At 63.3% G+C, this 21,713-nt stretch carries 22 protein-coding genes; 11 read left to right on the top strand and 11 right to left on the bottom strand.

The window, feature by feature from the left end:
• Positions 1 to 329: 329 nt before the first annotated feature.
• From NZL82_RS09865 to NZL82_RS09855, 3 genes are all read right to left on the bottom strand, one after another.
• Positions 330 to 602 (bottom strand): DUF1488 family protein, encoded by a 273-nt coding sequence (locus NZL82_RS09865; protein ID WP_261269581.1) that lies wholly within the window; start codon positions 600 to 602, stop codon positions 330 to 332.
• A gap of 64 nt (positions 603 to 666) precedes the next feature.
• On the bottom strand, positions 667 to 1,098 hold the full coding sequence (locus NZL82_RS09860; RefSeq protein ID WP_261269580.1) for a DUF2147 domain-containing protein: 432 nt from the start codon (positions 1,096 to 1,098) through the stop codon (positions 667 to 669).
• Between the two features lie 123 nt (positions 1,099 to 1,221).
• On the bottom strand, positions 1,222 to 2,556 hold the full coding sequence (locus tag NZL82_RS09855; RefSeq protein WP_261269579.1) for an MFS transporter: 1,335 nt from the start codon (positions 2,554 to 2,556) through the stop codon (positions 1,222 to 1,224).
• A gap of 171 nt (positions 2,557 to 2,727) precedes the next feature.
• Here NZL82_RS09855 and cyoA point away from each other — a divergent pair, with 171 nt between their 5' ends.
• The 7 genes from cyoA to NZL82_RS09820 are packed head-to-tail and all read left to right on the top strand — an operon-like array spanning position 2,728 to position 9,529.
• A complete protein-coding gene (gene cyoA, locus NZL82_RS09850; RefSeq protein ID WP_261269578.1) occupies positions 2,728 to 3,924 on the top strand; it encodes a ubiquinol oxidase subunit II in 1,197 nt (398 codons plus the stop codon).
• 11 nt (positions 3,925 to 3,935) lie between these two features.
• Positions 3,936 to 5,930: a cytochrome o ubiquinol oxidase subunit I gene (cyoB, locus tag NZL82_RS09845; protein ID WP_261269577.1), complete on the top strand. Its 1,995-nt coding sequence runs from the start codon at positions 3,936 to 3,938 to the stop codon at positions 5,928 to 5,930.
• A gap of 3 nt (positions 5,931 to 5,933) precedes the next feature.
• Positions 5,934 to 6,572: a cytochrome o ubiquinol oxidase subunit III gene (cyoC, locus tag NZL82_RS09840; protein WP_261269576.1), complete on the top strand. Its 639-nt coding sequence runs from the start codon at positions 5,934 to 5,936 to the stop codon at positions 6,570 to 6,572.
• A complete protein-coding gene (gene cyoD / locus NZL82_RS09835; RefSeq protein ID WP_405051360.1) occupies positions 6,569 to 6,976 on the top strand; it encodes a cytochrome o ubiquinol oxidase subunit IV in 408 nt (135 codons plus the stop codon). The genes cyoC and cyoD overlap by 4 nt, the downstream gene beginning before the upstream one ends.
• Positions 6,976 to 7,686: an SURF1 family protein gene (locus NZL82_RS09830; protein WP_261269575.1), complete on the top strand. Its 711-nt coding sequence runs from the start codon at positions 6,976 to 6,978 to the stop codon at positions 7,684 to 7,686. Before cyoD ends, NZL82_RS09830 begins: the two co-directional genes overlap by 1 nt.
• Entirely contained in the window at positions 7,683 to 8,996 is a 1,314-nt protein-coding gene (locus NZL82_RS09825) for an ATP-binding protein (RefSeq protein WP_405051359.1), read from the top strand. Before NZL82_RS09830 ends, NZL82_RS09825 begins: the two co-directional genes overlap by 4 nt.
• A complete protein-coding gene (locus NZL82_RS09820; protein ID WP_261269574.1) occupies positions 8,996 to 9,529 on the top strand; it encodes a response regulator transcription factor in 534 nt (177 codons plus the stop codon). The genes NZL82_RS09825 and NZL82_RS09820 overlap by 1 nt, the downstream gene beginning before the upstream one ends.
• Before the next feature lie 17 nt (positions 9,530 to 9,546).
• On the opposite strand, the gene NZL82_RS09815 is transcribed toward NZL82_RS09820, so the two are convergent.
• The 5 genes from NZL82_RS09815 to NZL82_RS09795 all read right to left on the bottom strand — a co-directional run bounded on the left by NZL82_RS09815 (position 9,547) and on the right by NZL82_RS09795 (position 13,155).
• A complete protein-coding gene (locus NZL82_RS09815; RefSeq protein WP_405051358.1) occupies positions 9,547 to 11,370 on the bottom strand; it encodes a DUF885 domain-containing protein in 1,824 nt (607 codons plus the stop codon).
• 138 nt (positions 11,371 to 11,508) lie between these two features.
• A complete protein-coding gene (locus NZL82_RS09810; protein ID WP_261269572.1) occupies positions 11,509 to 11,964 on the bottom strand; it encodes a hypothetical protein in 456 nt (151 codons plus the stop codon).
• A 53-nt stretch (positions 11,965 to 12,017) separates the two neighbouring features.
• Entirely contained in the window at positions 12,018 to 12,269 is a 252-nt protein-coding gene (locus tag NZL82_RS09805; RefSeq protein ID WP_261269571.1) for a phosphatase, read from the bottom strand.
• Positions 12,266 to 12,619, bottom strand: coding sequence for a phage holin family protein (locus tag NZL82_RS09800; protein WP_261269570.1), 354 nt, complete (start codon positions 12,617 to 12,619; stop codon positions 12,266 to 12,268). The genes NZL82_RS09805 and NZL82_RS09800 overlap by 4 nt, the downstream gene beginning before the upstream one ends.
• Positions 12,616 to 13,155 carry a hypothetical protein gene (locus NZL82_RS09795; RefSeq protein WP_261269569.1) on the bottom strand — a complete coding sequence of 180 codons (540 nt, stop codon included), beginning with the start codon at positions 13,153 to 13,155 and terminating at the stop codon, positions 12,616 to 12,618. The genes NZL82_RS09800 and NZL82_RS09795 overlap by 4 nt, the downstream gene beginning before the upstream one ends.
• A gap of 156 nt (positions 13,156 to 13,311) precedes the next feature.
• Between NZL82_RS09795 and eno the strand changes: the two genes are divergently transcribed.
• Together eno and NZL82_RS09785 are read left to right on the top strand one after the other, a co-directional pair.
• Positions 13,312 to 14,592, top strand: coding sequence for a phosphopyruvate hydratase (gene eno / locus NZL82_RS09790; RefSeq protein ID WP_261269568.1), 1,281 nt, complete (start codon positions 13,312 to 13,314; stop codon positions 14,590 to 14,592).
• Positions 14,593 to 14,648: 56 nt separating this feature from the next.
• The gene (locus tag NZL82_RS09785) at positions 14,649 to 14,939 is read left to right on the top strand and encodes a septum formation initiator family protein (RefSeq protein WP_261269607.1); all 291 of its coding nucleotides are present in this window, start codon (positions 14,649 to 14,651) and stop codon (positions 14,937 to 14,939) included.
• Positions 14,940 to 14,976: 37 nt separating this feature from the next.
• Here NZL82_RS09785 and NZL82_RS09780 read toward each other — a convergent pair whose 3' ends face one another.
• The gene (locus tag NZL82_RS09780; protein ID WP_261269567.1) at positions 14,977 to 15,801 is read right to left on the bottom strand and encodes an alpha/beta fold hydrolase; all 825 of its coding nucleotides are present in this window, start codon (positions 15,799 to 15,801) and stop codon (positions 14,977 to 14,979) included.
• 238 nt (positions 15,802 to 16,039) lie between these two features.
• On the opposite strand from NZL82_RS09780, the gene NZL82_RS09775 reads away from it, so the two are divergent.
• Positions 16,040 to 18,157, top strand: coding sequence for a prolyl oligopeptidase family protein (locus NZL82_RS09775; RefSeq protein ID WP_261269566.1), 2,118 nt, complete (start codon positions 16,040 to 16,042; stop codon positions 18,155 to 18,157).
• Between the two features lie 92 nt (positions 18,158 to 18,249).
• The gene (locus NZL82_RS09770) at positions 18,250 to 18,609 is read left to right on the top strand and encodes a hypothetical protein (RefSeq protein ID WP_261269565.1); all 360 of its coding nucleotides are present in this window, start codon (positions 18,250 to 18,252) and stop codon (positions 18,607 to 18,609) included.
• Positions 18,610 to 18,660: 51 nt separating this feature from the next.
• Here NZL82_RS09770 and NZL82_RS09765 read toward each other — a convergent pair whose 3' ends face one another.
• Positions 18,661 to 19,221 carry a glycine zipper 2TM domain-containing protein gene (locus NZL82_RS09765; RefSeq protein ID WP_261269564.1) on the bottom strand — a complete coding sequence of 187 codons (561 nt, stop codon included), beginning with the start codon at positions 19,219 to 19,221 and terminating at the stop codon, positions 18,661 to 18,663.
• 115 nt (positions 19,222 to 19,336) lie between these two features.
• Positions 19,337 to 21,628 carry an ATP-dependent helicase gene (locus tag NZL82_RS09760; RefSeq protein WP_261269563.1) on the bottom strand — a complete coding sequence of 764 codons (2,292 nt, stop codon included), beginning with the start codon at positions 21,626 to 21,628 and terminating at the stop codon, positions 19,337 to 19,339.
• Between the last annotated feature and the right edge of the window lie 85 nt (positions 21,629 to 21,713).

Raw genomic sequence — 21,713 nt, 5'->3', positions numbered from 1 at the left:
ATCTGGGCGGATGCGCTGGCCTTCTCTCGATACGCAGGTCATGTCGGTCGGCAGCGGAATCTCGCGTATCGAACCTCGCACGCGCCGTGCGAAGCGATGCCGTGTGAAGGGTCTGGATCATCGGATCACCGCATCCAAAGTCCTCGCGGTCGGTCGGCACATCATCCGATAAAGGGCAGCGAGGGCGCGCTGCGCGCGACCAAAAACAGCTGTAACACCGTCTAAAACATAGGGCTATCACCAGTTGACGACCAGCATCGCGCACATTTGCCGCAATTTGCTGGCCGTCATTCGCGTCTTGATCGACCCGCTGGCCCGGCGGGCGTGCGTCAGTCGAGATCGTTCTCGCTGACGACAATCAACGTTTGCTCCATATTCCGACCGAGCGCCGTCAGGGCTGCCTCCAATATGTCATCGGAATAGCGTTCAAACAGTTCAACGGCATCGCCATCCGGGACGTCGCCGCTCAGTGCTTCGAGCAAATCATATTGCACGGCGAACTGGTATTCCTCGCCCTCCACCTCTCCGACGAATTCGACCTGCCGTTCGGAGACATTGTCCTCGACCGTATCCTTGATGACCGTTAGCGCATCGTCAGCCATGGTGTTCCTTCCCTATTGCCTGGGTCCGGGACGCGGCAGACGGGCTCCGGTTCCATCGCCTTCATCATTTGACGCGCTGCCAACGTTGCTCGCGGCATCCCAGCCGGCCGAAAAGGCAACCCTCGCCGACCAGTGTCCTGGCGTCGATCTGGGTGATGGTACCCTCGACCTCGCGCCCGATATCGGGGATGAAGACGGTCCCGGCCCAACGACCCGGTTCCTCCTCCTCGAAGTCGGCGAATAGCTGTGTACCGACCAGCCGGTCGGTGCCGCCACGCGCGGCGTCGGCCTTGGCCTGCTCGCTGGCCCAGACGACCGTTCCGCACATCAGCTGCGCGTCCCGACCACGCCCGCATGGCGCGAAGCGAACCTGTACAGTCTTCGAAGGGTTGGCCCAGATACCGGCCGGGACACGCGCATCCGCCACGCCCGAGATCATCGCCACACCGGTGGTCGCCACAGCGAGCAAGGCGATGCGCCAGTTGCTTATCCTCATATCGGCTCTACTCCCAGCCCAGTCCCATTCGTCGGGAATGTAGGAAGCGAAACGCACAAAGCAAAACGGCCAGTGGATCGCTCCACCGGCCGTTTCTTTGGAAAGCGTGCTAGAGGCGCCCGATCAGGAAGCGCGCTTGGCCAGTTCCTTGTTGATACCCAGCGCGGCCAACGTGCCGACGGCCCCCGACAGCAGATAGACGCCGACCGACAGCAAACCGAAATTGCTCGACAGCAGCAGCGCGGCCAGTGGGGCGAAGCCGGCACCCAGCAGCCATGCCAGGTCCGAAGTGATCGCGGCACCGGTATAGCGACGCAACGGCGAGAAGCCCGAGTTGATGACGCCCGACGACTGACCGAAGCCCAGACCAAGAAGCAGGAAGCCGAGCACGATATAGATCGTCTCGCCGATGCCGCCCTGATCCAGAAGCTGCGGCGCGAAGCCCGCATAGGCAGCGATCGCGGCGGCCGAGAAGCCCAGCAGGGTGCGACGCCCGACACGGTCGGCGATCTTGCCCGAGGCGAGGATCGCGAACACACCGACGATGCTGCCGATGATCTCGATCATCATGAAGTCTTGCGGCTTTTCGCGGTTGAACAGCACGACCCAGGACAGCGGGAACACCGTCACGATGTGGAACATCGCGAAGCTGGCGAGCGGCGCGAACGCGCCGAGGATGACGGTGCGACCCTCGGTGCTCAGCGTCTCGCCGACCGGCGCGGGCTGAAGCTCGCGGGTCTCGAACAGGCGCTGGAATTCCGGCGTCGCCACGATCCGCAGGCGGGCGAACAGCGCCACGACGTTGATCGCGAAGGCGACGAAGAACGGATAGCGCCAGCCCCAATCCAGGAAGTCTGCGGTGCTCAGCGTCGTCAGGAAGAATGCGAACAGCCCGTTGGCGACCAGCAGGCCGAGGGGGGCGCCCAGCTGCGGGATCATCGCGTACCAGCCGCGACGGCGCTCCGGCGCGTTCAACGACAGGAGCGACGGCAGGCCGTCCCAGGCGCCGCCCAGCGCCAGCCCCTGCATGATCCGAAAGATACCGAGCAGGACGGCGGCCGACGTGCCGATCTGCGCATAGCCGGGCAGGAAGGCGATCGCCATGGTCGATCCGCCCAGCAGGAACAGCGCGATGGTCAGCTTGACCCCGCGTCCCAGATTACGATCGACCGCCATGAAGATGAAGGTGCCGATCGGGCGCGCGATGAACGCCAGCGAGAACAGGGCGAACGAATAGAGCGTGCCGGTCAGCGCATCGACATAGGGGAAGATGAGCGACGGGAAAACCAGCACCGAGGCGATGGCGTAGACGAAGAAGTCGAAGAACTCCGACGTACGCCCGATGATGACGCCGATGGCGATGTCGCCCGGTGCGACATGGTGCGGATCGCGGGCATTGACCAGCCGCGCGTCCCGCTCAAGGGGCGTCGAGGTCGATGCGGTTAACTCTGCGCTCATCGGCTGCCAGTCCTGACTTCTTCCAAGTTATTGAGGCAGGTCGGTTGCGGTGCAAAAAGACCGCGCATGACCGCCATTCTGCTGCGCCTATGCGCCTTTCGATCGTCCGGGGGGATTGGACAAACTGTCCAATGTGCGCAGGTGCAGCAAAGGCGTAGCGGCCCTTCCCATATGTCTCATTCGTCGAGCCTTGCGCGCCTGCGCCCTCTTCGCTGGGCCGCCTTGCCCCTCCTGGCCATGCTGGGGGGATGCGACGCGGTCGTGCTCAACCCTGCCGGTGACGTCGCCGTGCAGCAACGCGATCTGGTGCTGATCGCAACTGCCCTGATGCTGCTCATCATCATTCCGGTGATGGCGCTCACGGTGCTGTTCGCCTGGCGCTATCGCAAGAGCAACACGCAAGCCGAATATGATCCCGAATTCGACCATTCGACGATGCTCGAACTGGTGATCTGGTCGGCCCCGCTGCTGATCATCATCTGCCTGGGCGCAGTGACGTGGACGAGCACCCATCTGCTCGATCCCTATCGCCCGATCGAGCGGACCGCGCCGGGCCAGGCGATCGCTGCGGGCGTCAAGCCGCTGGAGGTCCAAGTCGTCGCGCTCGACTGGAAATGGCTGTTCATCTATCCGGAGCAGGGTATCGCGACGGTCAACGAACTGGCGCTGCCGGTCGATCGCCCGGTCGAGTTCCGCCTGACCGGAACCTCGGTCATGAACGCCTTCTACATCCCGGCGATGGCGGGCATGATCTATACCATGCCCGGCATGGAGACGAAGCTTCATGCGGTCCTGAACCGCGAGGGCACGTTCAAGGGCCTGTCGTCGCACTATAGCGGCGCGGGCTTCTCCGGCATGCACTTCCCGGTCTACGCATTGCAGTCGAGCGGCTTCGACCAGTGGGTCGACAAGGTCCGGTCTTCGCAGGCAGGGCAGCAGAAGGGGCAGGGGCAGTTGACCCGCGCGTCCTTCCTGACCATCGAAAAGCCGAGCGAATATGTGCCCGCCATGTACTTCAACGGCGTGCAGGGCGGATTGTTCGACCGCGTGGTCAATCGCTGCGTCGCGGACAACACGCCGTGCATGTCGGACGTGATGATGCACGATCGGATGACCGGTGGCGGCGATCCCCACAAGATGAAGGTCGGCGAGGGTAATCCGCCGGTCAACAACACCGGGCCGATGCACGGTGAGCGGACCAAGGGCGCGCTCGAAAAGTCGCCCGAGGAAATCCAGACCTCGCCGCATCAGAGCAAGGAGCCTGTGCCCTCGAACGGCGTGCAGGAACCGGGCGAGATGAAGAATCGCCGCATGTCCTTCCTTTCCATCCCGCAGACCCCCGGCCATGCCGGCGCGGGTCGCGGCTGAGGCACGCCATCATGGACAACATCATAAAGACCATCTTCGGACGGCTATCGATCGAGTCGCTACCGATCCACGAGCCCATCGTCGTCGGCACCTTCCTGGGTGTCGCAGTCGGCGGTATCGCGGTGTTGGCGCTCATCACCAAGTTCAAGCTGTGGGGCTATCTCTGGAAGGAGTGGTTCACCACCGTCGATCACAAGCGCATCGGGATCATGTACATGATCCTGGGCATCGTGATGCTGCTGCGCGGCTTTGCCGACGCGCTGATGATGCGCGGGCAGCAGGCGATCGCCTTCGGTGACAATCAGGGCTTCTTGAACTCGCACCACTATGATCAGGTGTTCACCGCCCACGGCGTCATCATGATCTTCTTCGTGGCGATGCCGATCATCACCGGCCTGATGAACTATGTGGTGCCGCTCCAGATCGGTGCGCGCGACGTGTCCTTCCCGTATCTCAACAATCTGAGCTTCTGGATGACCGCGGGCGGCGTTGTGCTGGTCATGGCGTCGCTGTTCATCGGCGAGTTCGCGCGGACCGGCTGGCTGGCCTTCCCACCGCTGTCGGAACTGGACTTCAGTCCCGATGTCGGCGTCGATTATTATATCTGGGCACTCCAGGTGGCCGGTGTCGGTACGACTCTGTCGGGCATCAACCTGATCGCGACCATCATCAAGATGCGCGCGCCGGGCATGACCATGATGAAGCTGCCGGTGTTCTGCTGGACCTCGCTGTGCGCGAACGTCCTGATCGTCGCGAGCTTCCCCGTGCTGACCGCCACGCTCGTGCTGCTGTCGCTCGACCGCTATGTCGGCACCAACTTCTTCACGAACAATCTCGGCGGCAACCCGATGATGTACGTGAACCTGATCTGGATCTGGGGCCACCCCGAGGTTTACATCCTGATCCTGCCGCTGTTCGGCGTGTTCTCGGAAGTCACCTCGACCTTCTCGGGCAAGCGTCTGTTCGGCTATACGTCGATGGTCTACGCCACGATCGTCATCACGATCCTGTCGTACCTAGTGTGGCTGCACCACTTCTTCACCATGGGTTCGGGCGCGAGCGTCAACTCGTTCTTCGGCATCACCACTATGGTGATCTCGATCCCGACGGGGGCGAAGATCTTCAACTGGCTGTTCACCATGTACAAGGGGCGCATCCGGTTCGAGCTGCCGATGATGTGGACCATCGCGTTCATGCTGACCTTTACCATCGGTGGCATGACCGGCGTTCTGCTGGCCGTTCCGCCCGCCGACTTCGTGCTGCATAATTCGCTGTTCCTGATCGCGCACTTCCATAACGTGATCATCGGCGGCGTGCTGTTCGGCGCCTTTGCCGCGATCAACTACTGGTGGCCCAAGGCCTTCGGGTTCAAGCTCAACCAGTTCTGGGGCAAGGTGTCGTTCTGGCTGTGGGTCATCGGCTTCTGGGTCGCCTTCACGCCGCTCTACATCATGGGTCTGATGGGTGTGACGCGTCGCCTCCATCACTTCGACGATCCGTCGCTGCAGATTTACTTCGTCGTCGCGCTGCTGGGTGCGCTGATGATCGCGGGCGGCATCGGGGCCTTCCTGGTTCAGATCGGCGTGTCGATCTGGAAGAAGGAAGAACTGCGCGACGTGACGGGCGATCCCTGGGACGGCCGTACGCTGGAGTGGGCGACCTCGTCGCCGCCGCCGGATTACAACTTCGCGTTCACGCCCGTCATCCATGAGCTGGATGCCTGGTACGACATGAAGGACAAGAAGGCGCAGGCACCGATCGAAGGCTACCGGGCGATCCACATGCCCAAGAACACGGGCACCGGCGTCATCATCGCCGGCCTGTCGACCGCCGCCGGTTTCGGCATGATCTGGTACATGTGGTGGCTCGCCGCTCTCGGCCTGATCGGTGTCGTCGTCGTCGCCATCTGGCACACGTTCAACTATGACCGCGATTACTACATCCCCGTCGATGAAGTCGTGGCAACGGAAAACGAGCGGCGCCGCCTGCTCGGTCAGGGGGCCTGATCCATGTCGACCGACGTTCTGAGCGCCGATCCGGCAAAGAACCCGACCTATTATCTGGTCGAGGACGAGGTTCATCATCACGAATCCGGTGGCTCGACCGCCATCGGCTTCTGGATGTACCTGATGAGCGACTGCCTCATCTTCGCCATCCTGTTCGCCACCTATGGCGTGTTGGGCACCAGCTATGCGGGCGGGCCGACCCCGCGGGAGATTTTTGAGCTCCCGCTGGTTGCGCTCAACACCTCGATGCTGCTGCTGTCGTCGATCACCTATGGCTTCGCCATGATCGCGATGGAGAAGAACCAGAAGTCGAACACCCTGATCTGGCTGGGCATCACCGGCCTGTTCGGTCTCGCCTTCTTGTCGATCGAGCTCTACGAATTCGCCAACCTCATCCATGAGGGCGCGGGTCCGCAGCGTTCGGCCTTCCTGTCGTCCTTCTTCACGCTGGTCGGCACGCACGGTCTGCACGTCACCTTCGGTTCGATCTGGCTGGTCACGCTGATGGTCCAGGTCGGCCGCTTCGGCCTGATCGAGGCGAACAAGCGGCGCCTGATGTGCCTGTCGATGTTCTGGCACTTCCTGGACGTTGTCTGGATCGGCGTCTTCACCTTTGTCTATCTGCTGGGAGTTCTCCGTTGAGCGCTCATCCTCCCCATGGTCATGGCGATCACGCCAATCTGGACCATGACCTCCACGCACATGGCGACACGCATGGTCACGGCTCGATGAAGGGCTATATGATCGGGTTCGTGCTGTCGGTGATCCTGACGGCCATCCCGTTCTGGGCGGTCATGACCGGCGCGCTGGGCGATACCCAGACGACCGCGCTCGTCATCATGGGTCTGGCCTTCGTCCAGATCGTCGTCCACATGATCTACTTCCTCCACATGAACACCAAGTCGGAGGGTGGCTGGACGATGATGGCGCTGGTGTTTACCGCCGTGCTGGTCGTCATCACGCTGAGCGGGTCGATCTGGGTCATGTATCACATGAACAGCAACATGATGCCGGACATGGCCGCCCAGATGGGCGGTGGCATGTAATGACGGAGGCCGGCACGAGTGGTGAGCGGCGCGGCCGCTCGCCGCTGGTGTTGGCGATCCTGACCGCGATCGGTGTCGCGCTGATCGCGGCGTTTGTTTCTCTCGGCGTATGGCAGTTGCAGCGCCGGCTATGGAAGCTGGACCTGATCGCCAAGGTCGATGCACGGCTCCACGCACCCGCCGTCATAGCGCCCCCTTTCGCTGATCCTGAAGACGTTTATCGACGGGTGACCGCAACAGGCGTCTTTCGCAACGATCGGGAAAGCTTCGTTCAGGCAGTGACCGAGCGGGGCCCAGGTTACTGGGTCCTGACGCCGCTGGTGACCCCGCGCTTCACCATCCTCGTCAATCGCGGTTTCGTGCCAGCTGAGCGCCGCAAGGCGCATGACCGGCCCGGCGGAACGGTTCGCGTCACAGGGTTGATCCGGATGAGTGAGCCCAAGGGCGCATTCCTCCGCTCGAATGATCCGGCTGCCGATCGCTGGTATTCGCGGGATGTTCCGGCCATCGCGGCGGCCAAGGATTTGGGTCGGGTCGCGCCCTACTTCATTGATGCCGATGCGATGGCCAATCCCGGCGGGTATCCGGTCGGCGGGCTTACGGTCGTCGCCTTTCGCAACAGCCATCTGTCCTACGCGCTGACCTGGTTTGCGCTGGCCATCCTGACCGGTGTCGGTCTGGTCATCCTTTGGCGGCGAGGACGGGAGTGACACCCGGCGTTCCGCCGTTCCTGCCCTTCACGGTCCGCCCGCGAGAACCGGACGTGACCGCCGGGACGGCCAATATGCGGCAATTGATCCACCTGCGCTGGATGGCGGTGGTGGGACAGTTGGTGACGATCCTGATCGTCAATCGGGTCATGGGGGTTCAGCTTCCGGTCGCGGCGATGATGGGCGTGCTGGCCATGGCGGTGGCGATCAACCTGCTCAGTCATTTTCGCCTTCGCTTCCACCGCATCACCAATACCGAATTGCTGTTCGCGCTGATGTTCGATGTGGGCACGCTGACGTTGCAGCTCTTCCTCGCGGGCGGGGCGACCAACCCGTTCATTTCGCTCTATCTGATCCAGGTGGTACTCGGTGCCGTCCTGCTGGAGACATGGTCCGCCTGGGCGCTGGCGGGGATAACCGGTGTCTGCTTCGGGCTATTGTCGCTCCATCATCGGCCACTGGCATTCCCGCCATGGCTGTTTGGGGATATTGCGGGGCTTCACACGCTGGGCAATTGGCTGGGCTTTGCGTTGGTGGCCGGGCTGCTGATCCTGTTCGTCACCCGGATCAGCCACAATTTGCGCCAGAGCGCGGCGCGCCTTGCCGACCTACGCGAACAGGCGTCGGAGGAGGAGCATATCGTACGCATGGGCTTGCTCGCGTCGGGCGCGGCGCATGAGCTCGGCACCCCGCTTGCCAGCCTGTCGGTGATCCTCAGCGACTGGCGGCGAGTGCCCAAGCTTCGCGACGATAGCGAACTCATGGGAGAGATTGCGGAGATGCAGGCGGAGGTGCAGCGCTGCAAGGCGATCGTGACCCGCATCCTGCAATCGGCCGGGGAACCGCGCGGCGAGGCCGCGGAACTGTCGGAGGTCGGGCGGTTCATCGACGCGATCGTCGGCGAATGGCGGCAAAGCCATGCTCAGGTCGTGCTGGATTATCAGCGGACCGACGACGATGCCACGATCGTCTCCGACCCGGCGATCAAACAGGCGGTCTGGAACGTCCTCGACAATGCGGCGGAGGCATCACCGCGCTGGGTCGGGCTGACCGTTGCGCGCGAAGGCGGCGCGGTGGCCGTGCGGGTCACCGATCGCGGGCCGGGCTTCACCTCCACGACGCTATCGCAGGTCGGACGCCCCCAGCAATCGACCAAGGGTGAGGGGCATGGTGTCGGCCTGTTCCTGGTGTCGAGCGTCGTTCGCAAGCTGGGTGGGCGGGTGGAAGCCGGCAATCGCCCGGAGGGTGGCGCGGTCGTCACGCTGACACTACCTCTGAGCATGATCGGCTTATCGGATCGGGAGGCATGATGGACGAAGAACGATCGCTCGTGATCGTCGAGGATGACGAGACCTTTGCACGCACGCTGCAGCGGTCTTTCGAGCGGCGCGGCTATCGTGTCTGGGTCGCGCAGAGCCCGGATGCGCTGGTCGCCATCCTGTCGGAGACGACACCGCGTTATGCCGTGGTCGATCTGAAGCTCGGACAGGCGTCCGGTCTCGCCTGCGTGCAGACATTGCACGCGCATGATCCGGAAATGCTGATCGTGGTCCTGACCGGCTTTGCGAGTATCGCGACCGCTGTCGAGGCGATCAAGCTGGGGGCATGCCACTATCTCGCCAAACCCTCCAATACCGACGACATCGAGGCGGCCTTTCACAAGGCGGCAGGCGATACGACCACGGCGATCACCGACCGCCCGAGCTCGATCAAGACCCTTGAATGGGAGCGGATCAACGAGACGCTGGCCGAAACCAACTTCAACATCTCCGAAACCGCGCGGCGGCTCGGGATGCACCGGCGGACGCTGGCTCGGAAGCTGGAAAAGCGCCACGTCCCCTGACGTGGCGCTCTTGCCGATCAGCCGCGCCGCTTCTCCGCCGCGATCCAGTCCGCGATCTTCTTTTCCAGGACCGGCATCGGCAGTGCACCCGTGTCCAGTACCTCCGCATGGAACCGACGCGGATCGAATTTCGAACCAAGTTCCGCCCTGGCCTGCGCCTTGAGGCGGCTGATCGTCAGTTGGCCGATCTTATACGCCAGCGCTTGACCGGGGATGGCGATATAGCGCTCGACCTCGGCAGTCGCGTCGGTGCGGGCCATGGGGGAGTTGGCGAGCATATAGTCGATCGCCTGATCGCGCGTCCAACCCTTGGCATGGATACCCGTATCGACGACCAGGCGCATCGCGCGCAGCATCTCGTCATTCAGGCCGCCCATACGCTGATAGGGGTCGGTCTCCATACCCAGTTCCGGCCATAGGGTTTCGGCATAAAGCGCCCAGCCCTCCGCATAAGCGGTATTGCCACCGAACCGCATGAAGGCGGGAAGTGCGGCATTCTCTTGCGCCAGGCTGATCTGAAAGTGATGCCCCGGCACTGCCTCGTGCAGATAGAGGGTCTCCATCTCCCACATATAGCGCGAGGGCAGGTCGTAGGTGTTGTAGTAGAAGACACCGGGCCGTGCGCCATCCGGCGTGCCGCCCTGATAGGAGCCGCCCGCGTCGGTCTTTTCCTTGAAAGCTGGAACGGGGCGAATTTCGAGCCGCGTCTTGGGGATCAGCGAGAATTGCTCGCGAATGCGCGCGTCGACACGCCGCCCGATCGCCTCGTAACCCTCGCGAAGCTGTGCGGCCGATTTGGGCTGGAAGCGCGGATCGGTGCGTAGGAAAGTGAAGAATTCGGGCAGGCTGCCCTTGAACCCGACCGCCTGTTTCTGGACTTCCATGGCCTTCAGGATGCGGGCGACTTCGGACAGGCCGAGCTGATGTACCGCGTCCGCCTGGAGGGGCAGGGTGGTGTTCTGTTCGATCAGATATGAATAAAGCTTGGCACCACCCGGCATTCCGACGAGACCGACCGACTCTCTGGCGGCGGGAAGATAGGTGTCGGCCAGGAACGTCCGCATCCGTTTCTCGGCAGGAATGATGACGTCGCGAATCTGAGCGGCATAGGTGGCCTTGAGGCGCGTCTGCTCGCCCGCTGGAATGGCGGCGGGGAAGCGCTTGACCGGGCCATAGAAGGTCGAATCCTCGACCGTTCCCGCCAGCAGATTGTCGAACTGGGCGATCATGTTGCGCACGACCAGCTTGGGCTGGACGACGCCCGTCGCCATGCCTTGCCGGAACCGCCCGATCGCCTCGTCGAGCAGATGGGCATATTCGACATTGCGCTTCAGATTATTGTCATAGTCCGCCACCGTATTGAACGGGGCCGCGCCCTGGCCCGTTGCGAATTCGGGATAGAAGGTCTGGATGCCGAAGAAATGGTCCATCGGCCGCACGATGATCAGCGCGACCAGGGCGGGGTCAAAGCCTTTCAGCGTCGTCTCGGTCTGCTGGCGAAATACGTCATAGGCGATCTGGTTCGTCGGCGTGAGCTTGGCCCGATCGATCTGATCCAGGCGCTTTAGGTCGTTCTCGGCCGCCGCGCGTTCCGCAGCGATATACGCGTCCGAGAAAAAGTCGCCGATGCGATCGGCCCGCCGCATATCGCCCCGGAACAACCCGTTGATCGGGTTGCGCGCCAAGCTGGCTTCGTCGCTGTCATGGAAAAGCTGCTTCAGCCGGGCGTCCTGTTGACCTTCGCCGGGCTGTGCGGGAGAGGGGGGAATGGCTTGCGCCGCAAGCGGCGTGGCAGGCAGCGCCAAGGAGGCGAGAAGGGCGGCGAGGGGGAGGTGGCGCAAACGAGTATCCCGTTCAAAAGCTGACGAACCGCCTTGGTAGAAAGCCCGTCCGTCGCCCGCAAGCCACCGTCTGCCGCCCTTCACCGCAAAGGGCGCACCGCGTCCATCGTGGATCGCGAGGCGCCCTTCATGGCATCATCAGATGGCCGGTTCGGATGACGACTTGTTCGTTGCCGCCTTGGCCGCGGCCGAACCTGCGTTGCTTGCCGCCTTGACGACATCGTCGAACAACGAACGGGCGCGATCCTTCGCTGCGTCCTTGGTGAGCCCTGCATCTTCCAGCTCGCGCAGGCCGGCTTCGCGTGCCGCCTGCGTCGCCTGACGCACGGTCTCGCCCAGCTTCTTGCCAAGCGGGGCCAGCAATTCCTTCTCGCGCGACGAACGGGGGAGCAATGCCCCCGCGATCACACCGACGGCGAGACCGCCGACCAGAATGCCGAGCGGGTTGGCTTCGATGGTCTGCGCGGTCTTATGCGCCAGTTCACCTGCCTTGTCCTTGGCATCGTGATAGGCCTGCGATGCCGTTTCGCGACCATGATCCAGCTTCTCGCGGAAGCGGTCATTTTGCTGTTCGTTCTGGGTTTCGGTGGTCATTGCGAACATCCTTCTGGGCTATGTCGCCGATGGTTGCCCATCGGCGGGCCAAATCAGCGCTTGCGCTTGAACAGGCGGGCGATCCGCCGACGATTGAGCAACAGGCCAAGAACCGCGACTCCGCCGGCGACGGCCGCCGGGTTGCTCTTTGCGCAGTCCAGGCTCGACTTTACGGCGGACATCCCGGCTTCCTTGGCTTGCGACGCCAGGGCATGGGGTTCCAACCGGGCCTGCAAGCGAGAGGCGGTCTGGTTCATCCGCTCACGGGCGGCAGCGGCGCGAACCTCGGCTTCGACGACGGTCATGCTGCTCCTCCCGTCAGGCGGGACTTGCCGATCATGGCCAGCACACCCGCCGCAACCAGCACCACGCCGACGACGATCAACGTCGCCCCCAGCGGACCGGTCGCCGGTGCCAAGGCGAAGATCAGCCCGACGAGCAGGGCGATCAGTGCCGCCAGTGCCAATACGGCCGCGGCCCCAATGAAGATCGCGGCGCTACGATAACGCGCGATCTTGTCCGAGGCCCGTGCCTTGGCCAGATCGATTTCGGCCGTGATATAGGACCGGCCGTCATCAACCAGCTGTGACACCAGCGACGTCAGCGTTTCCGGGTCCTGCCGCGTTGCCGACAAGGGGGCGGTGACCCTGGTCACGCCGCAGTGTCGGCCGATGGGCGGGCTTCCACGCCCGACTGAACGACGCGCGCCAGCACGAAGCCCAGCGCGGCGGCAATGCCGATCGCGACCGCCGGGCTCTTCGCCACGAAGGCGCGGGCGTCGCCGATCAGTTCCTCGACATCCTTGTCCTTGATCGCACCCGAGAAGGATGTGACGGTATCGGCGGCCGAACGGGCATATTGACCATATTGGGCGCCCAGCTTTTCATCGACCTGACCGGCGGCATCGTTCAGGAGCTGCGCGACCTGATCGAGCGCGGAACCGGCCTTGGCCTTGCCGTCGCCGGCGAGTGCGTAGACCTTGTCCACCGCCTGCTGCTGGACCTTGGAGGCGCCTTCCTTCACCTGCTGCTTGGCATCCGACAGGGTCGCCTTGCTCTTTGTGGAATCTTCGGCGTCGAACGTGCCGGGCGCCGCGTCGGGCGCGGCCACTTCGGGCGCGACCGCGACGTTGCCGCCGAAGTTGGGCGTAACGTCCTGCGACAGTGGGAAGTTATTGTCCGTGTCGGCCATGGGAAACCCTTTCCTCTTTGGCCCGGATGACCGGGCAGTGCGCCTCTTAACCCCGGCAGCGGAACCACGGTTCCATGCTTTCCCGCAATTGCCCTTCGCGCGGTCACACGATAGAGCCCGCCGGGACCTTCAAGGCTGATGTAGGAGCATCGTTACGTGACCGCAATCATCGACATCCATGCGCGGCAAATCCTGGACAGCCGGGGCAATCCGACCGTCGAAGTGGACGTTCTGCTCGACGATGGCAGCTTCGGCCGCGCCGCCGTCCCCTCGGGTGCATCGACCGGCGCGCATGAAGCAGTCGAGAAGCGCGACGGCGACAAGAGCCGCTGGATGGGCAAGGGCGTCGAAGCCGCCGTCGAGGCGGTGAACGACGAGATCGCCGATGCGATCATCGGGCTGGATGCGGAAGACCAGGCCGATCTGGATCGCACGATGATCGAGCTGGACGGCACCGAGAATAAGGGCCGGCTGGGCGCGAACGCGATCCTGGGCGTCAGCCTTGCGGCGGCCAAGGCCGCTGCCGAGGCACGCGGCCTGCCGCTGTATAAATATGTCGGGGGCGTCTCGGCCCACCTGCTGCCCGTACCGATGATGAACATCATCAACGGTGGCGAGCATGCCGACAATCCGATCGACTTCCAGGAATTCATGATCATGCCGGTCGGCGCGACCAGCATCATGGAAGCGGTCCGTTGCGGTTCGGAGATCTTCCACACGCTGAAGAAGGCGCTGCACGACAAGGGTCTGGCGACCGGCGTGGGTGACGAGGGCGGCTTCGCCCCGAACATCGCCTCGACCACCGAAGCGCTCGACTTCATCATGGCGTCGGTTGAGAAGGCCGGGTACAAGCCCGGCGACGACGTGATGATCGCGCTCGACTGCGCCGCGACCGAGTTCTTCAAGGACGGCAAGTACAATATCTCGGGCGAAGGCAAGATCCTGTCGAGCCATGAGATGGCCGAATATCTCGCCAATTTGACCCGCAACTACCCGATCCTGTCGATCGAGGACGGCATGGCCGAGGACGATTGGGAAGGGTGGAAGGCGCTGACCGACATGATCGGCGACAAGGTTCAGCTGGTCGGCGACGATCTGTTCGTCACCAACCCCAAGCGTCTGAAGCAGGGCATCGACGGCGGCTACGCCAACTCGCTGCTGGTCAAGGTCAACCAGATCGGCACGCTGACCGAGACACTGGAGGCGGTGTCGCTGGCGCAGCGTTCGCGCTACACGGCGGTCATGTCGCACCGTTCGGGCGAGACCGAGGATGCGACCATCGCCGATCTGGCGGTGGCCACGAACTGCGGTCAGATCAAGACGGGCTCGCTCGCTCGCTCGGACCGGCTCGCCAAGTACAACCAGCTGATCCGTATCGAGGAAGAGCTGGGCGATTCGGCGCGCTATGCGGGCCGTGACGTGTTGATACGCGCTTGAAATTGAAGGGTGTCGGTACGACAATGGCGATCGTGACCAGAAAGCCGACGCCCTTCATGCGGACCATGCGGCGGGCAGCCCTGCCCGCCCTTGGGTTGACGATCGTTGCGTTCTTCGGCGCCTATGCGGTGCTGGGGCGCAACGGTCTGCTCGCTTATGGCGAGTATCAGCGCCAGCTGGTGAAACGCGAACAGGATTATGCCGCGCTCGACAAGAAGCGGACGATCCTCAAGAACCGCGTCGCCTTGCTCGACCCGGACCATGCCAATCCCGACATGGTCGACGAAATGGTGCGCAAGGAACTGAACGTCGCCCATCCGGACGAAGTGATCGTCCCGCTGAAATAGGAAGGGCGGCCTGGGTATCCGGGCCGCCCTTTTGCTGTCAGCGGCCCAGGAACGTCAGCAGATCGCCGGTCAGGCGATCGCTATGCGTGACGTTCAGGCCGTGCGGCGCACCGTCATATTCGACCAATTGCGAATGGGCGATCCCGGCCGCCGCTGCCCGGCCCGCCGGATCGATGGGCACGGTCTGATCACCCGTGCCGTGAACAATCAGCGTCGGCACGCGGAAGGCCGACAGGTCCGGCCGGAAATCGGTCTGGCTGAACGCTTCGGCACAGGCCAGGGTAGGCTTCAGGCCCGCCTGCATCGCGACGCTGGTCGCCCAGTCCAGCACCTCGTCGCTCACCGGGCTGGTGATATAGCCGACACCGAAAAACTGCTTGAAGAAGGTGTGGCGCAGGAAATGCGCGCGATCGTCACGCAGGCCCTGACCGATCTGGTCGAACACCGACTGGTCGGTACCCTGCGGATTATCGTCGGTCTTGGGCATATAGGGCACGACCGAGGCGATCAGTCCTGCGGCGATGACGCCCTTTCCGTCATGACGGCTCATATAGCGCGCAACTTCGCCACCGCCCATCGAGAAGCCGATGATCGCTGCGTCGCGCGCGCCGGTCGCTTCCAGAACATCGGCCAGATCGTCGGACAACGTGTCATAGTCATAGCCCGACCAAGGCTGTCCCGAGCGCCCGAAGCCGCGCCGGTCATAGGCGATGGCGCGGAAACCAGCTTCCGCAAGCGCCATCATCTGCGCATCCCACATATCGGCGGACAGAGGCCAGCCGTGGAGGAGGACGACCGGACGACCTTCGCCCCAATCCTTGACATAGATGTCGGTACCGTCGCGGGTTTTTACATATGGCATCGTCTGCTCCTGAGCATTCGTGCGGGGAATGAGCAGGCTGAACGGACCGGTGGGTAAGCCGTTCCGTCTGCGTGACGGAAGCACACTGCCCCAAATGCCATCGATTTCAGCGGCTTCGCCTGTGGAATAACGGAACGCCAGCGAGCGACATAATTGGGAAAAGCCTTGGGGAAGCATTGCCAGCCCCGCGTGATGAAGTCACATTCCGCCCACCAGAGTGTAGGACGGAGCATAACGAATGCGGGGATGGCGGTGGATGCTGGCGGGCTCGATGCTGGCCAGCCAGCTTGTGACGGGAGCGGCGATGGCGCAGACGAACCAGATGACCGAGAATGATCCCTATATCTGGCTGGAGGACAAGGACGGGCCCAAATCGCTCGCCTGGGTGGAGGCTGAGAATGCCAAAACCCTGCCGCGTCTTCAGAACGATCCGCGCTACCAGAGCTTTTATGGCGAGGCGCTCGCCATCGCATCCGCCAAGGATCGCATTCCAATGCCGGGCCAGATGTATGGCCGGATCGTCAATTTCTGGCGCGATGCGGACCATCCGCAGGGTCTGTGGCGCTGGACGACGGAGGAGGATTACGCCTCGGCCAATCCACATTGGACGACGTTGCTCGACCTCGACGCGCTCAGCAAGGCGGAGGGAAAGAAATGGGTCTGGAAAGGTGTCAATTGCCTCAGTCCCGAAGATCGCCTGTGCCTGGTCGCCTTGTCGGAAGGCGGTGAGGACGCGATCGAATATCGCGAGTTCGACATGCAGACCGGGCACTTCGTGCCGGGTGGCTTCCGCCTGTCGACGTCCAAGCAAGGAGCGGCATGGCTCGACAAGGATACGCTGCTGGTCAGCCGCGACTGGGGAGAGGGCACGCTGACCAAGTCCAGCTATCCCTTTGTCGTGAAGATGGTGAAGCGCGGGACGCCGCTGTCGCAGGCGACCGAAATCTTCCGGGGCGCGCCGACGGACGAACTGGGCACCTATGCGGGTGTGCTCACCGACGCCAAGGGCAACCGTGCCGTGGTGATTGAGCGGCGGCAGACCTTCTTCGGCGGCGACAAGCTGCTTTGGACGCCCAAGGGCGGCGCCAAGCCGCTCACGATGCCGGCGCGCGCGTTCCCCGCAGGCATGGTTGATGGCCGCGTGATCTTCCAGACTAGCGACGCCTGGGGTGACCATCCCGCCGGGTCGGTCGTCTGGGCGCCGCTGTCGGAACTGGAGTCCGGGACGATCGCACCTCAGGCGTTGTTCACGCCTACCGACCGTCAGGCGGTGGAAGGCGTCTCCACCACCAGGGATCGGGTGGTCGTCTCCTATATCGACAATGTCCGCGGCCGGGCGAGCGTCTTCGCGCCGCAGGAAAGCGGATGGTCTTCGGCGACGGTACAGGTGCCGGACAATATGGCAGTTGATGTGGTCAGCACCAGCGACCGCTCCGACATCGTCTACCTGTCCACGGCGGGCTTCACCACGCCGACCGTCCTATCACGCTTTGACGCCAGCCGTCCTGGCGCACCGCGGGTGTTGAAGACTCTTCCTGCCCGTTTCGACGCGGCCGGTACCACGGTCCACCAATATGAAGCGACCTCGACCGACGGGACCAAAATCCCCTACTTCGTCGTGCTGCCCAAGGGTGCGAAGCTGGACGGAAGCACACCGACGCTGATGACCGCCTATGGCGGGTTCGAAATTGCGCGGCTGCCCACCTATCTGGGATCGACCGGCAAGATCTGGACGGAGCGGGGCGGCGCCTATGTGCTGGCCAATATCCGGGGTGGTGGCGAGTTCGGGCCCAAATGGCATGATGCCGGTCGCAAGACCAAGCGGCAGATCATCTATGACGATTTCGCATCGGTGGCGAAGGATCTGTTCACGCGGAAGATCACCAGTCCCCAAAAGCTGGGTATCTATGGCGGCTCGAACGGCGGCCTGCTGATGGGGGTCGAACTGACCCAGCATCCCGAATTGTGGAAGGCGGTGACCATCCAGGTCCCGCTGCTCGACATGGTGCGGTACCAGAAGATTGCGGCGGGCGATTCGTGGAAGGACGAATATGGCTCGATCGACGTCCCCGAAGAAGCAGCGTTCCTCCGCAAGATTTCGCCCTATGCCAATATCCGCAAAGGCGTGGCCTATCCCGAGCCCTATATCTGGACGACGACCAAGGACGACCGGGTCGGGCCGCAGCATGCGCGCAAATTCGCCGCGCGCCTGTCCGAATATGGCATCCCCTATCTTTTCTATGAGGATACGGCGGGTGGTCATTCGGGCGACGCCGACATCGCGCAGGGTGCCCGGTTGAGCGCCCAGCAAATGGTCTATTTCGCGCAAAAACTGATGGATACGCCCAAGCAGTGAGGGCCGGAGGCCGGGCGCTGGTGCCGCCCGGCCTTTGCCTGTATGACCTATGCGTAAATATAGGTCTTGCTGCGGTGCGGCAGGATGGGCAAATGCAAGGCATGACCGATATGACGACGACCGAGCGCCGTCCGGCTGAGCCGGCGGCAGGCGCTCCCGCCATCATCTTCGAAGCGATTGTCAAGATGCAGGCAGTGTCTGCCATGTACAATCGCGGGGAAGTGGTGCTGGCGCCTCATGTGATCTTTACGCGTCACGATGAGCTATATGTCGATGCGACGACCATCGAGCGTGATGGAAAGCCACCGCGCGAGGAAAAAATGGGGACCTTCAAGCTGGCGGGGCTGGGCTCGTTGCGGCTGACACCGCGCCGCTTCACCGCCAGCGCCTTATTCGAGCGCGATGCGGACAAATATCGTGACGCCGCACTGATGATGGTAGAGCCCGCCTGATCCTTTCCGGGCAGCGCCGCCCCACACATGATGGGAGCGGCGGCGATCCCGTCAGCGGCAGCGAACCTGATTCTGGTCGATCGAACGTCCGGCCAGCGCGCCGCCTGCCGCGCCGAGCAACGTCGCGATGGTGCTGCTCCGCCCGCCGACGAGATTGCCCAGGATACCGCCCGCGGCACCGCCGATGATCAGGCCGGTCGTCCCGTCCGAACGGCGGCAGTAATAGCGTCCATCGGTTCCTGCATAGACACGGTCCTGCGGCTGCAGCACACGTTCGCGATATTGCGGACCGTCGCGATAATCGCCCACGGGATCATAATAGGGCTCGGCATTGCTGTTATAACCATCGGCCGGGATCGGGGGCGCGACACGATAGCCGCCGGGCCCGCCGGGTGGCGGAGCGGGGCGATAGTCGCCGTCATCATAGCCGCCCCGTTCACGACGGGACTGGTATAGGTCGACCTCTTGCCGATAGATTTGATATTCGCGATCGAAACGGGCCTGCGCCGCGCGGAACCGCGCATCGTCGGCGGCAGATTGCGCGGCGGCGGGAACGGCCGTAGTGATGACGGCGGTCGTGATTGCAGCGATGGCCAGATGACGAAAGCCCATCGATCCTATCCTCCATGCCCGGACAATCGGGCGATGCGACCGATACGGCTGCGAATTGATATGGTTCCTGAACGGGCTTCCGCCCCGGTCGCCGAAGATTACCTACGCCGATCGCTCATCCCTTGGTGACGAAGCTGTCCATCACGCGCTTGCGGCCCGCTTGTTCGAAATCGATCTCCAGCTTGTTGCCCTCGATCGTCGCGATCTGTCCGTAACCGAATTTCTGGTGAAAGACCCGTTCGCCCAGGCTGAGGTCGTCGCGGCCCTTTTGGCCCAGTCCCACGGAGGGCGCCCGCGACTCAACCACGCGCGCGTTCCGGCCCGGCACCCCCTGCGGGCTGGCGGCGGCGCGCTGCCACCCCGGCCCCCGGCCGGTCCCTCGTGCAACATCGGCAAAGGGATCGGCATGTTCGGACCAGTTGGCCCGCCACAGGCTTTCGCCCCCGGTCATGCTGGTTTCGCTGTCGATGTGCTCCGGCGGGAGTTCGCCAACGAACCGGCTGGGCAGGCTGGAGGTCCACTGGCCATAGATGCGGCGGTTGGCCGCATGCAGGATCACCGCCTTGCGACGCGCGCGAGTGATGGCGACATAAGCAAGCCGTCGTTCCTCTTCCAGACTGCGGGTGCCGCCTTCGTCAATGGCGCGTTGCGAAGGAAACAGCCCTTCCTCCCATCCCGCCAGGAAAACGGTATCAAATTCCAGGCCCTTGGCGGCGTGGATCGTCATGATCGTCACCTCGGGTTCCCGTTGGTCGCCGTCCCGGTCCATGACCAGCGAAACATGCTCCAGAAAGGCGCCGAGCGACTCGTAATCCTCCATGGCGCGCACGAGTTCGGAAAGATTCTCCAGCCGCCCGGCCGCTTCGGCGGATTTTTCATTCTGATACATCGCGGTGTAGCCGCTCTCGTCCAGCATCTGCCGGGCAAGTTCGGGATGGGCAAGGTCGCGGGCCATGTCGCGCCACCGGGCGATGTCGCCGACCAGATTGCCCAGACTGCGGCGCGCCTGCGGCGTCAGTTCGTCGGTGTCGAGGATACGGGCCGAGGCGATCGTCAACGGCAATCCTTCCGTTCGGGCAAGTTGGTGAATCTTTGCCAAAGCCTTGTCACCCAGGCCGCGCTTGGGGACATTGACGATCCGTTCGAACGCCAGATCGTCCGACGGCTGGTTGACGATGCGCAGATAGGCGAGCGCGTCGCGGATTTCGGCGCGTTCGTAGAAGCGGAAGCCTCCGACGATGCGGTACGGCATGCCGATCGCGATGAAGCGATCTTCGAATTCGCGTGTCTGGTGCGACGCGCGAACCAGAATGGCGATGTCGCCATAGGATGTGCCGGAGCGCTTCGCCGCCTCGATCTCCTCACCGACACGCCGTGCTTCCTCGGGACCGTCCCATACGCCGAGCACGCGAACCTTTTCGCCCACATCCAATTCAGTCCAGAGGGTCTTGCCCAAACGCCCGCCATTGTTGGCGATCACGCCCGATGCTGCGCCCAGGATATGGGGCGTGGAACGGTAATTCTGTTCCAGCCGGATGACCTTTGCGCCGGGAAAATCCCGCTCGAACCGCAGGATATTCTCGACCTGCGCACCGCGCCACGAATAGATGGATTGGTCGTCATCGCCCACACAGGCGATATTCTTGCGCGCCTGCGCAAGCATCCGAAGCCAGAGATATTGGACGCTGTTGGTGTCCTGATACTCGTCGACCATGATGTAGCGGAAACGCTGCTGATAATGCTCCAGCACGTCGTGATGGGTCTTCAATATGGTCAACATGTGGAGCAGCAGATCGCCGAAGTCGCAGGCGTTCACGCTGCGCAGCCGCTCCTGATACTGCCGGTAGAGTTCGGCGCCTTGCCCGTTGGCGTAACGCTCTGCCTCGCCCGCGTCGATGTCGCCGGGCACCAGCCCCTTATTTTTCCATTCGTCGATCAGGCCGCCCAGCGCGCGGGCGGGGAAGCGCTTTTCGTCGATGTCCGCGGCGACGATCAACTGCTTGAGCAGACGAAGTTGATCGTCGGTGTCCAGGATCGTGAAGTTGGATTGCAGCCCGACCAGTTCGGCATGGCGTCGCAACATCTTCGCGCCGATGGCGTGGAACGTGCCTAGCCACGGCATCCCCTCCACCGCGTCGCCGACCAGCCGACCGACCCGCTCCCGCATCTCGCGCGCCGCCTTGTTGGTGAAGGTGACGGACAGGATCTCAAAAGGCCAGGCTTTGCGCGTGTAGAGCAAATGCGCCAACCGCGCGGTCAGCGCCGCCGTCTTGCCCGTACCCGCCCCCGCCAGAACCAGGACCGGTCCGTCCGTGGTCAGGACCGCCTCTCGCTGCGCCGGGTTGAGTGTCCGCAGATAGGGATAATCGGCGAGCTGGGCGGCGGTATCGGGGTGGGCAGGAGTCATCGCGAACAGTTAGGGAACGTTTGCAGGCGGGGCAACCATCCAGTGCGCATCGGAAGAATTGTTTCCCCGGCTGCGAGCCTTACCG

The organism is Sphingomonas sp. LC-1 (genome assembly GCF_025371035.1).
Taxonomy (GTDB): Bacteria; Pseudomonadota; Alphaproteobacteria; order Sphingomonadales; family Sphingomonadaceae; genus Sphingomonas; species Sphingomonas sanguinis_E.
Note: the sequence above shows the minus strand (reverse complement) of the source record. Positions and strands in the feature narration are given on the sequence as shown.

Excerpts from the sequence above, each read along its gene's own strand:
- NZL82_RS09865 (WP_261269581.1), bottom strand. The coding sequence starts at position 602 with ATGGCTGACGATGCGCTAACGGTCATCAAGGATACGGTCGAGGACAAT.
- NZL82_RS09860 (WP_261269580.1), bottom strand. The coding sequence starts at position 1,098 with ATGAGGATAAGCAACTGGCGCATCGCCTTGCTCGCTGTGGCGACCACC.
- NZL82_RS09855 (WP_261269579.1), bottom strand. The coding sequence starts at position 2,556 with ATGAGCGCAGAGTTAACCGCATCGACCTCGACGCCCCTTGAGCGGGAC.
- cyoA (WP_261269578.1), top strand. The coding sequence starts at position 2,728 with ATGTCTCATTCGTCGAGCCTTGCGCGCCTGCGCCCTCTTCGCTGGGCC.
- cyoB (WP_261269577.1), top strand. The coding sequence starts at position 3,936 with ATGGACAACATCATAAAGACCATCTTCGGACGGCTATCGATCGAGTCG.
- cyoC (WP_261269576.1), top strand. The coding sequence starts at position 5,934 with ATGTCGACCGACGTTCTGAGCGCCGATCCGGCAAAGAACCCGACCTAT.
- NZL82_RS09830 (WP_261269575.1), top strand. The coding sequence starts at position 6,976 with ATGACGGAGGCCGGCACGAGTGGTGAGCGGCGCGGCCGCTCGCCGCTG.
- NZL82_RS09820 (WP_261269574.1), top strand. The coding sequence starts at position 8,996 with ATGGACGAAGAACGATCGCTCGTGATCGTCGAGGATGACGAGACCTTT.
- NZL82_RS09810 (WP_261269572.1), bottom strand. The coding sequence starts at position 11,964 with ATGACCACCGAAACCCAGAACGAACAGCAAAATGACCGCTTCCGCGAG.
- NZL82_RS09805 (WP_261269571.1), bottom strand. The coding sequence starts at position 12,269 with ATGACCGTCGTCGAAGCCGAGGTTCGCGCCGCTGCCGCCCGTGAGCGG.
- NZL82_RS09795 (WP_261269569.1), bottom strand. The coding sequence starts at position 13,155 with ATGGCCGACACGGACAATAACTTCCCACTGTCGCAGGACGTTACGCCC.
- NZL82_RS09785 (WP_261269607.1), top strand. The coding sequence starts at position 14,649 with ATGCGGACCATGCGGCGGGCAGCCCTGCCCGCCCTTGGGTTGACGATC.
- NZL82_RS09780 (WP_261269567.1), bottom strand. The coding sequence starts at position 15,801 with ATGCCATATGTAAAAACCCGCGACGGTACCGACATCTATGTCAAGGAT.
- NZL82_RS09775 (WP_261269566.1), top strand. The coding sequence starts at position 16,040 with ATGCGGGGATGGCGGTGGATGCTGGCGGGCTCGATGCTGGCCAGCCAG.
- NZL82_RS09770 (WP_261269565.1), top strand. The coding sequence starts at position 18,250 with ATGCAAGGCATGACCGATATGACGACGACCGAGCGCCGTCCGGCTGAG.
- NZL82_RS09765 (WP_261269564.1), bottom strand. The coding sequence starts at position 19,221 with ATGGGCTTTCGTCATCTGGCCATCGCTGCAATCACGACCGCCGTCATC.
- NZL82_RS09760 (WP_261269563.1), bottom strand. The coding sequence starts at position 21,628 with ATGACTCCTGCCCACCCCGATACCGCCGCCCAGCTCGCCGATTATCCC.